General features: G+C 72.4%; 7 protein-coding genes. All 7 read right to left on the reverse strand.

Features of this window, described 5'->3' with window-relative positions; translation table 11 throughout:
• Nucleotides 1–25: 25 nt before the first annotated feature.
• The 7 genes from ACFVGS_RS19285 to ACFVGS_RS19315 all read right to left on the reverse strand — a co-directional run bounded on the left by ACFVGS_RS19285 (nucleotide 26) and on the right by ACFVGS_RS19315 (nucleotide 13,489).
• On the reverse strand, nucleotides 26–1,096 hold the full coding sequence (locus ACFVGS_RS19285) for a hypothetical protein (protein ID WP_385693119.1): 1,071 nt from the start codon (nucleotides 1,094–1,096) through the stop codon (nucleotides 26–28).
• Between the two features lie 160 nt (nucleotides 1,097–1,256).
• A complete protein-coding gene (locus ACFVGS_RS19290) occupies nucleotides 1,257–3,806 on the reverse strand; it encodes a discoidin domain-containing protein (RefSeq protein WP_385693120.1) in 2,550 nt (849 codons plus the stop codon).
• A gap of 156 nt (nucleotides 3,807–3,962) precedes the next feature.
• Nucleotides 3,963–4,763 carry a hypothetical protein gene (locus tag ACFVGS_RS19295; RefSeq protein WP_384410960.1) on the reverse strand — a complete coding sequence of 267 codons (801 nt, stop codon included), beginning with the start codon at nucleotides 4,761–4,763 and terminating at the stop codon, nucleotides 3,963–3,965.
• A 223-nt stretch (nucleotides 4,764–4,986) separates the two neighbouring features.
• Nucleotides 4,987–7,095, reverse strand: coding sequence for a bifunctional polysaccharide deacetylase/glycosyltransferase family 2 protein (locus ACFVGS_RS19300; protein WP_384410958.1), 2,109 nt, complete (start codon nucleotides 7,093–7,095; stop codon nucleotides 4,987–4,989).
• 317 nt (nucleotides 7,096–7,412) lie between these two features.
• Complete coding sequence (locus tag ACFVGS_RS19305; RefSeq protein WP_385693121.1) at nucleotides 7,413–8,840, reverse strand: acyltransferase family protein; 1,428 nt, start codon at nucleotides 8,838–8,840, stop codon at nucleotides 7,413–7,415.
• Nucleotides 8,841–8,933: 93 nt separating this feature from the next.
• Entirely contained in the window at nucleotides 8,934–10,838 is a 1,905-nt protein-coding gene (locus ACFVGS_RS19310) for a glycoside hydrolase family 9 protein (protein ID WP_385693122.1), read from the reverse strand.
• 197 nt (nucleotides 10,839–11,035) lie between these two features.
• Nucleotides 11,036–13,489: a heavy metal translocating P-type ATPase gene (locus ACFVGS_RS19315; protein WP_385693123.1), complete on the reverse strand. Its 2,454-nt coding sequence runs from the start codon at nucleotides 13,487–13,489 to the stop codon at nucleotides 11,036–11,038.
• Nucleotides 13,490–13,589: the final 100 nt, after the last annotated feature.

Below are 13,589 nucleotides of genomic sequence, written 5' to 3' on the forward strand. Positions count from 1 at the left end.
AGAGGGACCAGAGGGAGTAGAGGGACTAGAGGGAAGGGGGTGCCGGAGCGCACATGCCGGCGCCCCCTTCGCATCGCTCCTCCGCGTAGCGGGGAGCTCCGGTGTACCAGGCGTGGAGTCCGGAGAGGAAGCCGCAGGCCCCGTCGACCCAGGTCTCGAGCTCGGCCCGCTCGTCGTGCCGTAACCCGAACTGCCGCGCCAGGAGCGGGATCTCGCTGCTCCGGAGCTCCTCGAAGTCCCGCATGCGGGAGTTCACCAGGTGGACGGCGGCGGGGACGGCCTCGTGGAGGGGGATGCCCATGGAGGTCGCTATGACCACGACGAGGTTGTTGACGTCGCGCTCCTCGTGGACCTCCCGTTCGTAGGAGGCGATGTCGTTGGCCAGGCCCATGACGTCCATGAAGGCGGCCAGGAGTCCGTGGACGGTCCGGCTGTGCCGGACCCGTTCGGGTATTCGCGCCCCCGTGGAGAGTTCGACGGAGTACGGCGCGGTGTGGGCGGCGAAGCTCTCGCGCCGGAAGGGCGCGTAGTCGATCAGGTGGGGCACCCGGCCGGCGCGGCTGTTGGCCAGCTCCTGGACTCCCGCGTCGACGTACCGCACGAGTGCCCGGTTGAACTCCTGCCGCCAGTGGGCCAGTCGCGGCGGGAACAGGTGCTGCTGGAGATCCGCGATCCCCCGTTCGACGGCGTTCGCGGGCTCCGGCAGACGCGCGCCCTGTTCCGGCCGCAGGAAGGCGTGGAGCCGGGCGGTGAACTCCAGGGCGCCCTGGAAGTCGCCCGTGCGCTTGAAGGCGGAGGCGAAGTAGTCGTCCCAGGCCAACGCCCAGATGTTGAACCGGTGGTTGAGCCGGAGGTCGTCCGGCGCCGCGTCCGGCAGGGTCCAGGCGGTGAGCTGGTCGACGGTCATGGCCCGGAACTGGGCCCGGGTCCAGATCGGGCGGCGGTCCGGCCCGTCCGGCCGTCCTTCCTCGCCGCTCAGCATGCCCATCTCGCGCGCCCAGGTCTCGCTCTCGGCGCGCAGATCGGGCAGGTGCGGATTGATCCGCAGCGGATGAGGCATCCACAACTCGGGGAGCTCGACGGCGGGCATGGTCATGGTCACTCCACCTCCCCCTCGCATTCAGCCATCAGTTCGACGGCGCGACTGAAATTGCCCGTGCCACTGACCGCCGTCCATTCCCTCCGGTGGATGCCCCAAACCTGCCGCCATGGCCCGATCCGTACCCACGCCCTCGCGTGACCCGCTGTCGCGCGCGTCAGTGAACCGTGATGAACCGGGCGATACTCGGCACGCCTTGGGCGTCCAGGGCGAAGAGCATGTAGGTGCCCGGCAGGACCACGCCTTTGTCGGCCGGGATGGACACCGTGTACGTGTCGGTGCCCGCGGCGGTGGAGGCCAGCGGGACCCGCCGCTGGTCGTTGTCCGTGGAGTGGGTCGCGGCCGCGGCCCGCATCAGGACGAAGGAGGCCACCGGCCCCTCGGTGCCGACGGTCAGCGAGGTGCCGGCGGCGGCCCGGGGCGGCACGCCGCCGGTGATGACGGGACGCGGCTTGGGCGAGCCGTCCGCGTTGAGCAGGTACGGCGGGGTGAACACGGCTCCGTCGGCGTGGTTGGTGGCGCAGTCACCGCACAGGCCGCCACCGCCGGAGAAGATCCGCCCGTCGGGCAGCAGGTTCGCCACGCTGTGGTAGTTGCGCGGGATGGCCATGGAGGAGAGCGGGGTGAAGCGTCCGGTCGCCGGGTCCCACAGCTCGGGGGTCAGCACGGAGGTGGCGTCGCTGAACGGCACGGGGTACGCCTGCCCGCCGAACACGGCGACCTTGCCGTCGGGCAGGACGACGCTGTTCACGAAGCCGCGGGCGTAGCCCATGTCGCCCGTGCGCGCGGACCGGACCTGACCGCCGTCGATGCTCACCGTGTACGCGCGCCGGGTCGCGGGCTGCTTCTCGTACGCGGGCGAGCCGCCCAGGGTGAGCAGTCTGCCGATGTCGTACGCGACGGCGCTGCCGGTCATGGCGTCCTGGCTGTCGGCCCGGGTGCCGGCGGAGGCGATGCTCCCGTTCCCCGCGGTAGTGATCCAGTTCATCTGCTTGCTCGGGCCGAGCTGGAGCACCTTGCCGCCCGAGGTGGCGTACAGCCACATGTGGTTGTCGGCGCGGTAGGCGCCGGCCGGGTCGGCCGTCAGCGCCGGGGTGGCGGGGACGCCGGGGAGCCTGCGCCAGGTACGGGTGTCCGGGGACCAGACCTCGCCGGCCTTGTCACCCGTGCCTCCGCTCCACGATCCGCCGAGGACGAAGGCCTCGCCGGTGGAAAGGAGGGTCATGGCCTGGTAGCCGCGGGCGATGTTCATGTTGCCGGTCGCGGACCAGGTATCGGTGGCCGGGTCGTAGATGCTCGCCTTCTCGGCGTTGCTGCCGCCGGTGACCAGGACCCGGCCGTCGGCGAGCATCGCTATGCCCGGGCAGAACATGTCGTGTCCGGTGTTGTCGATGCGGCGCTGGGTGACCCTGCCCGTCTTCAGGTCAAGGATCGCGGTCTGGGTGTAGCCGTTGCTGCCGCCGTAGCGGTCGACCGCGTACGCCGACCAGGCCAGGAGTTTGTCGCCCGGCAGGACGGCGGTGGCCACCGGCACCAGGGGGAAGCCGGTTATTCGGCTCCAGGAGCCGTGCGCGGCGGGGTCGGCCGGTCCGCTCAGGCGTATCTCGGCGGCGGAGGTCCACGGCCCGCGGTTGCCGGCCTCGCTCGTGACGGTCAGGCGTATGTAGCGGGCGGTGGCGGCGCGGACGAACGTGGCGGTCTTGACGGTGTCGTCGTCGCGCCAGGTGCCCGAGGAGACCGGTGCGCCGAAGGTCGTGCCGTCGGTGCTGGTGGTGACGGTGTACGCGCCGACGCGCCCGTTGGGGCTGCCGGTGCGGGGCTGGTAGACCAGCGCGGAGACGGTCGCGGTGCGGTGCATGTCGACGGTGATGCTGTGCGGCAGCGGGGCCGGGGTCCCGGACCACCGGCTGTGCCAGAGGGTGGCGGCGTCGCCGTCGAGGACGTTCGCCGCGCGGCCGTTCTCCTTGACGGTCTCCTCGTCGCTCGCCGTGGCCGTCCATCCGGTCCGGGGCAGGTCGACGGTGGCCGCCGGGGTTCCGGGGTCGCCGAGCAGGTTGAGCTCCGCGGCGGAGCTCCACGGGCCGCGGTTGCCGGCCTCGGTGAGGGCGGTGAGCCGGACGAACCGCGCGCCCTGCGGGGCGAACCCGAGGGTCTTGGCCGCGGCGTCGTCCGCGAGGGTGCCGGTGGCGACCGGACTGCCCCAGTTCCGGCCGTCGACGCTCACGCTGATGCTGTACTCACCGACGCGGCCGTTGGCCTTGTCGGTGCGGGGCTGGTAGACGAGCGCCGAGACCACCGTCGTACGGTGCATGTCGAGGGTGATGCTGTGCGGCAGCGGGGCCGGGGTCCCGGACCACCGGCTGTGCCAGAGGGTCGCCGTGCTGCCGTCGAGGACGTTGGCCGCGCGGCCGTTCTCCCTCAGGGTCTCCTCGTCGCTCGCCGTGGCCGTCCATCCGGTCCGGTCGAGCACGGGGGCCGTCGGCTCCATGGCGTTCGCCGGGGCGACGCCGTGGTGCGGAGCCTGCTGCGCGGTCTGCTGGTCGAAGGGCACGGACGTCGGGGGCGGGGTCGGACCACCGGCCGGCCCGGTGCTCGCCGCTCCCAGCCAGGGGGTGAGCCCGACGAGCAGCGAGCCGAGGGCGAAGGCGATGAGCAGCGGTGAGCGGCGCAGTGCTCTGGCAAGGGCGGGGACGCGTCTGGCCTGCAAGCGGACCTCCTGGCGAACCGGGAACCTCGGGCCCCTAGAACATAGGTCCGCAGACACCAACTCGACTACGGCTAAGCCGAGTTGACCCGATCTCACCGCCCTCCGTACGGAACCGCCCCCTCCGCGCGATGGCGTACGGTGGGAAGGTTCGCCGCGTCAGGCCGCGCGGCGGTTGCCCTTGTCGTCGCAGGGCAGGCCGGATGCCGGGTGGTGGGCGAGGAAGTCGCGGGTGGCCTGTCGTTCCACCTCGGTGATCGCCGTCGGCTGCACGTCGATGATGCCGCCGAAGGGCCGGTCGACGTCCCGGATGATGATCAGCATCGTCGTCAGAAGCGCGGTGATCACCGTCAGGGTGATCAGCTGGCCCCGGTTGTTCCTCCGGGGCAGGCAGATGCCGAGGGCCACGACGGTGATGACCAGGGTGGCGAGCAGGAACCAGAAGATGGCACTGGGAATGCTCGCACTCGCCTGGGTCAGGCGCTCCTCGCGCTCGTCCGATCGCTTGTTGTCGGCGCCGATCAGCATGCCGAAGACCGGCTTGCCCTCCAGGGTGCGGAACGTCAGCCGGAAGTCCGTGGACCACACGCTGGGCGCCGACGAGCCGTGTCCGTCGGACATGGCCGGCCACTCCTGCTCGCGCACGGCGCGGGCGTAGCAGACGGCGTCGGCCTGGATCCGCCCCCGCTGCGCCTCCGGAGCGTACTCGGCGGTCTCCACGAGCTGGTCCAGGGCCCGTGCCTCGCCACGCGAGGCGACCTCGGCCTTCCCGTACGAGCCGTTGGCGGTGACCAGCACGAAGGAGAGCAGCAGGACCGTCATCGTCAGCAGCGGGCCGACGAGGTCCTTGACGGCCATGCCTTCGTCGTCGTCGGTGTTCACCAGTCTCGGCCGTAGCCAGCGGTTGGCGGCGAGGCCCGCGAGCAGGGCCACCAGAGCGACGACAATGACGAGGACCATGGGATGCCACCTCGGGGAAGGATCAGATCCCGGCGACGGGGCCGGGGCAACATGATCATGTCGATGGCGATGAGGCGAGCGAAGGGACGGAACGTTCCCTCAACTCCGAAGAGCGACACAACTTTCGCCCAGCCAGGCCAGGCGACGGCCTCCGAGGAACCGCCCGACGCTCCCCGCGGCCGCGGCCGTGGGGAGCGTCGGCGGGAACCCTCACGTCCGCGGGTCACACCGTCGCCGGATCCAGGTTCGGCTCCGGCAGGATGGTCGGCTGGTCGCGCCATCGGGGGCCCGCTCCGAGAGCCGCGGTGGCCAGGGCGTGGAGGGTGACCAGGCACAGGAGCGCGCGGTAGGCGGTCTGCTGGAGCGGGACCAGCCACAGGTGACGCAGGCTCTCGCCGTCCCGGCGCAGGGCGTGGGCGGCCAGGGCGAGTTGGGCGAGGCAGAAGGCGCCCCAGGCGACGGCCGGGGCCGAGGTCGTGCCGGTGGCGAGGCCGTAGAGGGCGACGGCGTCCATGAGGGGGGCGGCCAGCGGCAGTACGAGTTGGAACAGCACCAGGTAGGGAATCGTGCGACGGCCCAGGCGGCCGGCGACGCCGGTCTCCCTGACGGCGCGGCGGTGCTTCCACAGGGACTGCAGGGTGCCGTAGGCCCAGCGGTGGCGCTGGTGCCACAAGTCCCGCACGGTGGTGGGGACATGGGTGAAGGCGTGGGCGTCGCCGCGGTAGACGACGCGCCGGCCGGCCCGGCACAGGGCCATGGCGATGTCGGTGTCCTCGGCGAGGGTGTCGGCGCTGATGCCGCCACAGGAGGCGAGGGCCGAGCGCCGGAAGGCCCCGATGGCGCCGGGAACGGTCGGGCTGGCCCCGATCAGGTCGAACAGGCGGCGCTCCAGGCCGAAGCTCATGACGTATTCGAGGTGCTGCCACAGGGCGAGCAGGCCCTTGCGGTTGGCGACCTTGGTGTTGCCGGCCACCGCGCCCACCGCGGGGTCGGCGAAGGCGGACGCGAGGCGTGCCGCCGCACCCGGGGCGATCACCGTGTCGGCGTCGACCATGAGGACGATGTCGTGGGTGGCGTGCGCGACGCCGGTGTTCAGCGCGGCGGGCTTGCCCCGGTTGGGCTGGGTGACCACGCGCACGCGCGGGTCCGCGACGCCGCGGGCGGCTGCCGCCGTACCGTCCGTGGAGCCGTCGTCGACGACGACGACGTCGATGTCCGGGCAGCCGCCGTCCAGCAGGGCGCGCACGCAGGCGGCGATGGTCGCCTCCTCGTTGTGGGCGGGGACGACGGCGGAGACGCGGGGTCTCGGTGTCCGGGACGGCAGGGCACTCCTGGCGGTGGTGCGCCGTCGGTGCGCGGCCGAGGCAGCGGCGAGCAGCAGCAGGCGGGCCGCGGTGAGCACGGCGACCCCGGCCAGCAACCCGTCGAGGACCGGGGGAACGGCGACCGCGGTCTGGACGACGGTGATCAGCGCGGAGCCGTACCAGCGGTCGAAGGCGCTCGCCGGGGAGGTCTGGGGCGGCAGTCCGGCCGCCTGCGAGACGGTGGTGAAGCGGTAGCCACGGGCCTTGAACGTGTCGATGATCCCGACCAGGGCCGCGACGGTGCGGGAGCGGTCGCCGCCGCCGTCGTGGAGCAGGACGACGGCCCCCTCGCCGTCTTCCGGCAGGGCTCCGCGGACGATCTCCTCGGCGTCCCGGGCCTGCCAGTCGAGTCCGTCGTGCGTGGAGAGGACGGTCAGGTAGCCGAGTTCCCCGGTGCGCAGGGCCGCCTGCCAGTCGCGGTTGCCGACGGCGTCCGGCATGGAGGAGTAGGGCGGACGGAGGAGGGTGGTGCTGGTTCCGGTGGCACCGGCCAGGGCGGCGCGGCTGGCGGCGAGCTCCAGGCGCGTGCGCCAGTCGGGGGCGGCCGCCAGGTCGGTGTGGGTGAAGGTGTGCAGGCCCACCTCGTGCCCGGCGGCGGTCTGTTCCCGCACCAGTTCGGGGTGTTCGGCGACCTGGGCGCCGGTGACGAAGAAGGTCGCGGGGACCCGCTCGGCGGCCAGGACCCGGAGGATCTGCCGCGTCCAGGTGGGATCGGGGCCGTCGTCGAAGGTCAGCGCGACCGTGCCCGCCGGGATGTCGTGGCTGACGGGGGTGGCGGTGCGCGCGTCGAGGACGGGTCCGCCCTCGGCAGCGGCCCTCGGCACGAGATCGTCCGGTCCGCGGTCGTGGGCCACACCTCTGTCGCCGCCGCCGGGCAGGACCGAGGTCGCGAGGAACAGGGCCGCCAGGAGGGCCGCGAGGACGCTGGTCAGGACCCACCAGTGGCCGCGGGGTGCGGTACGCCTCATCGTCGCGTGTCCGTGGTGGCGGCGCCCGCCGGTGCCGGCGCGTGGGGATCGACGTACAGGATGCCTGCCACTGCGGCGAGGGCGAGCAGGCACCCGGTACTCACCAGGAAGCCCGCGGTGGTCAGGGCCCGGCGGCGACGTCCCCCGGGATCGTGGAAGACAGGACGGACGGCGGTGCGGTGCGACGGGTCGAAGATCACAACGGGAGAACGAACCGCATCGGCGCAGGTCACAAGCTTTGCAGCGGACGGGTCAACCCCGCGTGCCGCGCCTGACACCAAGGACGGGCGGGCGGGGAGGCGTGCCGGCAGCCGTCTTTACACCCGGAAGTACCACCCACGCGCCACGAGCAGCCGCGCGAGCGGTACGTAGAACAGCAGCAGCCACAGCGACGCCCACACCATGCTCGCCAGCGGCCCGGGCATCCACGACGCGAGCCCGGCCTCCGCGCCCACGGTCCACACCGACTCCTCCCTGCCGTGATGTTCGACCGGGATGTAGTTCAGCGTGATGATGACGAGCTCCGACAGGACGTAGAAGAACAGCGGATTGCGGCCCAGGGCCACCAGGGCGTCGCCCACGAGTCCCCGTCGGGCAGCGCCGCTCGGCCCACCGGCACTCACGTCGCCGCGCCTCGCACGGTCGGCCCTGGGCCGGCCGTCGAACGCCAGGAGGACCAGGCCGAAGCCGGCGGTCATGATCCCGACGGTCACGAGGGCGTACGACGGGGTCCACAGGTGCTTGCCGATCGGGATGACCAGGCCCAGCGCGAGGCCGGCCCCCACGCACACCACGCCGGTGGCCATCAGCAGGGACACGCGCCGGCGGACACCGCCGACCGACCCGTAGCGCGTCCTGTTCCGGACGACGTCCACGCCGACGACGAGTCCCGCCCAGCAGTTGACCGCCGCCACCAGCGTCGACATGACGCCCTCCGGGTCGGACTTCGCCCCGTCGTAGTTGTGCTCGACGCCCCACAGGTTCGTGTCGACGTACGCCTCCAGCGAGCAGTCCGGTACCAGTCCACGGACATCGGCGCACTCGGGCCACGGGTTGTGGAAGGTGTACGTCGCCACGGTCCAGAGGGCGGTGCACAGCAGGGGGAACCCGCCCAGCAGGAACGTCCGGGCGAGCAGACGGCCGCCACGCGAGCGGGCTCCGTCGGCCGGGAGCAGGGACCAGGCACACGTGACGTACAGCAGCGCCACGACCAGGTACACGACGCCCAGTCGCTGCAGCACACCGGTGAACCGCAGGTGTTCCAAGGTCTCCGGCAGGAACGGGTACACGCCCAGGAACGAGCCGATCGCGTACAACAGCCCGGCCCGGCGCACGATGCGCACCAGCTGAGTCCGCCCGCCCGGCCGTCGGCTCCGATCGTGAGCGGCCGACGGCCGGAGACAGGCCGACATGGACACCGGAATCGCCATCCCCATGATGAACAGGAATCCGGGGAAGACCAGGTCGGCGATCGTCAGTCCGAAGCCGTCCGCGTGCAGCATGACCGGGGCCGCGATCCCCGCCACCTGGCTGCCGACGAGGATGCGCAGGGCGACGAGACAGCCGCGGAACGCGTCGAGCCCGTCGAGACGTCGGCGAGCCGGCAGGGCCTGCGTGGGGGCGTCTGCGGTCGCCGGTACGACGGTCGGAACGGCTGCCGCCGCCCCTGGGACCGCCCCGGGACCCAGCCCCGTGCGACCGACGCCGACCCGCGAAGAACCGCGGCTGCCCACAGCCCCGCTCATCCATCCCATACGGCGTCCAACGACCGGCCCGTTTCCCGGACACCAGTCCCGAGCACCGCTTCCCTGGCCGTCACCCGGACGCCGCAGCACACCTCACCACTGCCCGCGTCCGCTGCCGGACAGGGCGAAGGCGAGCAGCGCGGTCGAGGTGAAGTCGATGGCGGGCTCGACGGTCTGCCAGGCGCCGACGCGGTCGACGTAGCGGGCCCCGTGGCCGTCGAAGTCGCTCCACGGCCGGCCGGGGTCGGCCTCGCACGGCCGCATGCCCGTCATGAAGCCGTCCTCCCTGAACGTGTCCGCCCCGTTGGGTCCGTTGACGACGGCACCGCGCAGGATGTCACCGGTGCCGTCCAGGCTGCCGGCCAGATTGGCCACCGGGTGCTCCGGGCAGTGCGGGTAGACCTCGCCGACGCCGATCACGAAGCTGCTGCCCCACGGATTCATGCCCAGGGCCCAGCCGCGCTGCCTGGCGGTGAAGGCGTCGTACAGGTGCTCGCCGGTCAGCCGGGCGTGGAGCAGGGCCGTGGTGACCAGCCCGAAGGTGCGGGGAACGGCGTCGAAGTCCGTGTAGCCGGCGCCCGCCCCGAACGGGTCCTGGCGAGCCCGGTCGGCGGCGTCGGTCAGCTGGCGCCGCAGATCGGCCCTGAGGGCTTCCGCCAGCTGTCCGCCCTGGCCCGGCGAGCTCAGGAGCTCGGCGTGGGCGAGCGCGCTGACGTCTCCGACGCTCAGCGTGTCCTTCGTCTCGGAGGCCAGGTAGGCGCGGGCCCAGGTCCCGGCATGGCGCTGCCATTCACCGGCCCGGGCGTCACCCAGCGTCCGGGCCGCCCGGGCGAGTTCGGCCGCCGCGAGCTCCAGGTCGTCCTGCCACGATTCCTCCGAGTAGAACGCGGCCGGATAGGCGGTGACCAGCCGTCCCCGGGGCGCGGTGTCGGCCCGGGCGTAGACCGCGGCGGCCTGGTCGAGCCGGCGCCGGGCGGACACGGGATCGGACTCCGCCTGGGCGGCGAGCGCGAAGGCCGCGGCGACCCGGCCCGCCAGGTTGGGACTGATCGGCGCACCGGGCTCGTTGGCGCGGAAGACCGGACGATGCCTGATGACGTCGTTCTTGTCACCGGGTGCGGTGCTCAGCCTGTCGTCCTCCTCCGGCAGCCGCCACAGGTCATGGTCGTTGCCGATGACGTCGTTGCCCGCGCCGAGCCCGACCTGTGCGTACAGCGTGCCCGACCTTCCGTCCCACATCCTGTCCAGCCAGCGCACCCCGTGCTCCGCCTCCGCCGAGAGCCCCGAGGCGGCGGGCGTCTCCCGCCCGGCCAGGAACAGCTGGACCACCGCGTAGGAAGCGGTGTGCGTGAACTTGAGGAAGTCCCCGGCGTCGAACCACCCTCCCGATACGTCGACGGGGCCGCCGACCGGGGTCAGCCAGCGGTCCTCCAGACGGCTGCCGTCGGCGCTGAAGCGTGGCGTGACGTAGACGGTGGCCCGACGGTCGCTCAGGTGGGACGGTTTCCGGCGCAGGACGTCCGCGACGACCTCCGCGCCGTCGCGTTGCGCCTGGAAGAACCTCACGTTCTGCTCGACGAGGGGGGTCATCAGCTCCCTGGCCGGGGCCACCCGGAAGGGGGGCGAGGTGCCGGCCGCGCTTCCGGTGAGGGTCAGCCGGTAGGTGCCGGGTGCGGTGAGCGCGGACAGGTCCACCGTGTGCACGGAAGGGAAGTTCTGGTTCCAGCTCCCCGTGCGGGGGCCGACCCGACCGGTCAGAACGGAGCGGTCCTGGCCGTCGAGCACCTCGAAGCCCGCGTCGGTGAGCGCGTCCTGGGACCCCATCACCACAGCCGTCTTGGGCCGGCCCGCGACGTAGCCGGCCTGGTCGACGCGGACCACCGCCTCGCCTGTACCGGGCCCCTCGGTGAGACCGGTCGGATCCCAGCCGAGAACGGCGGCCATGCCGATGAGGGCGGCGGCCGAGAAGGCCACCGCACGAACGCGCGGAGTGAGCACGCGCCCCACTGTGACAGCTGCCGCACGAGAGGACGCCCAACGTCGCCCGTTCGGCCCATCGCACCGGGCTCCCACCGGCGTCGACCGGTCGCTCCCCCGGCGCTACGGTTACGGCCGGCCCGGCAGCTCGTCCCGGAGCCGCCGTTCGAGCTCGGTCAGGGCGAGGCCCCGCCCTGAAGGGCGTCGGGCCCCGGCTTTCACCGCCGCCCCGGGGCGGTGCCGGGGAGCCGGAGGCGTTTGAGGGAAAGGGCGTTGACGGCGACGATGATGCTGGAGCCGGACATGGACAGGGCGGCGATCTCGGGGCGAAGTACCAGACCGGTGGCGGGTTCGAAGACGCCGGCGGCGATGGGCAGGGCGACGGCGTTGTAGCCGATGGCCCAGCCGAGGTTCTGCCGCATCTTGCGCAGGGTGCCCCGGCCGATGCGCAGGGCGGTGGGTACGTCGAGGGGGTCGGAGCGCATCAGGACGAGGTCGGCGGTCTCGATGGCGACGTCGGTGCCGGCCCCGATGGCGATGCCGAGGTCGGCCTGGGCGAGGGCGGGCGCGTCGTTGACGCCGTCGCCGACCATCGCCACTCTGCTGCCGTCGGCCTGGAGTTCGGCGACCTTGGCCGCCTTGTCACCGGGCAGGACCTCGGCGATGACCGTCTCGATGCCGAGTTGCCCGGCGATCCTGCGGGCGGTCGCCTCGTTGTCGCCGGTGAGCATGACGACCTCCACACCGAGGTCGCGCAGTTGTGCCACCGCCGTGGCGGAGGTCTCCCGAGGAGCGTCCGCGATGCCGATCAGCGCCGCCGCCTGTCCGTCCACGGCGGCGACGACGACTGTGCGACCGGTCGCGGCCAGCTCCTCGCGACGGGCGGACAGTTCGCCGAGTTCCACGCCTTCGCGCAGCGCGAGGCGGAGGTTGCCGACCGCCACACCATGGCCGTCCACGACGGCGGTCGCGCCCTGGCCGGGCACGTTCTGAAAGCGACGGGCCGCGACCGGCTCCACACCATGTGCCCGTGCGTATCGGACGACCGCTTCTGCGAGCGGGTGCTCGGACTCGCTCTCTACGGCGGCCACCAGCCGCAGCACCTCCGGCTCGCTCCGGCCCGGTGCGGTGATGACGTCGGTGACTTCGGGCTCGCCCTTGGTGAGCGTCCCGGTCTTGTCCATGACCACCACCTGGATGCGCGCGGAGTTCTCCAGGGCTACGGCGTTCTTGAACAGCACTCCCCGGCGGGCACCCAGACCCGTGCCGACCATGATCGCGGTCGGGGTGGCCAGGCCGAGGGCGTCGGGGCAGGTGATCACGACGACGGTGATCGCGAAGAGCATGGCGCTGCTGAAGGGCCGGTCGGTGGCGAGCAGCCAGACGGCCAGGGTGAGAGCTCCGCCGATGAGAGCGACGAAGACCAGCCAGAACGCGGCCCGGTCCGCCAGCCGCTGACCGGGGGCCTTCGAGTTCTGTGCCTCTTGGACGAGCTTGACGATCTGGGCGAGCGCCGTGTCGGAGCCGACTCTGGTGGCGCGCACGCGCAGGGTGCCGTTCGCGTTGAGGGTGGCACCCACCACGGGAGAACCGGGTGCCTTGTGGACGGGCAGGCTCTCCCCGGTGACGGTCGACTCGTCGACCTCGCTCTCGCCGTCCTCGACCACCCCGTCCGCGGCGATCTTCGTACCGGGACGGACGAGCATCAGGTCTCCGACGGCGACCTCGCCGGTGGACACCTCGACCGGCTCACCGTCGCGCAGGACCACCGCCTTGGGAGGGGCCAGGTCGAGGAGCGTACGGATGGCATCGTTGGCACCGCCCCGGGCCCGCATCTCGAACCAGTGCCCGAGCAGGACGAAGGAGGCCAGCACGGTCGCCGCCTCGTAGAAGACGTCCCCGCCACCGGTGAGCGTGATCACCAGGGAGTACAGCCAGCCGGCGCCGATGGCGACCGCCACCAGGACCATCATGTCCAGGGTGCGGGCGCGCAGCGCCCGTACGGCGCCGTCGAAGAAGATCGTGCAGGAGTAGAAGATCACGGGCAGGGTCAGCAGAAGAGCCCAGACGTCCTGCCGCAGACCGAACGGCACGGGTGCGTGCAGACCGAACACGTCCTCGCCGATCGGTGACCAGATCACGATCGGGATCGAGAAGAACGCCGCCACCAGGAAGCGGTTGCGCATGTCCGCGACCATCGACGCCATCGACATGCCCCCATGACCGCCGTGCCCCATGACCTCATGGGGTGAGCGGACGGCTTCGGGGGCCGACGGCGGGTGCGTGTGCAGCCCGGGAACCGGCGGGGGACCGGACTCGGCGGGGGCGGGCGGTCGGGTGACCGCCGTGGTGGCGGCAGGTGGGTCGGGTTCGGTCATGGGGTCGCACAGGTGCGCAGGCACGGACTGGCCGGCGCAGTGATAGCCGCACTCGGTCACCCAACGGCGCAGCTCCGCCAGTGACGTGAGCCGCGGGTCGAAGACCACGGTCGCGGACTGGGCGACGGGATTCGCCTCGACCGCGACGACGCCGGGCCGCCGCCCCAGTACCGCCTCGACGGTGGACTGCTGCGAGGCCCAGTTCAGTCCCCGTACGTCCAGTACGGCGGTGCTGCGCTCCTTGGCCGCGCCTGGCGGGTGGTCCTCATGACGGCCGCCCGGGGCATGCGTCACGGCTGCTCCTCCTTACGGCAGGGTCTGCGGGCCCTCGACGTACTGCCTGCCGAGTCTGGACGGCGGAGGATCCGGAGCATTCGGCAACCCGCCGCTCTGC

It is taken from the genome of Streptomyces sp. NPDC127114 (genome assembly GCF_042677525.1).
In the GTDB taxonomy this organism is placed as follows: domain Bacteria; phylum Actinomycetota; class Actinomycetes; order Streptomycetales; family Streptomycetaceae; genus Streptomyces.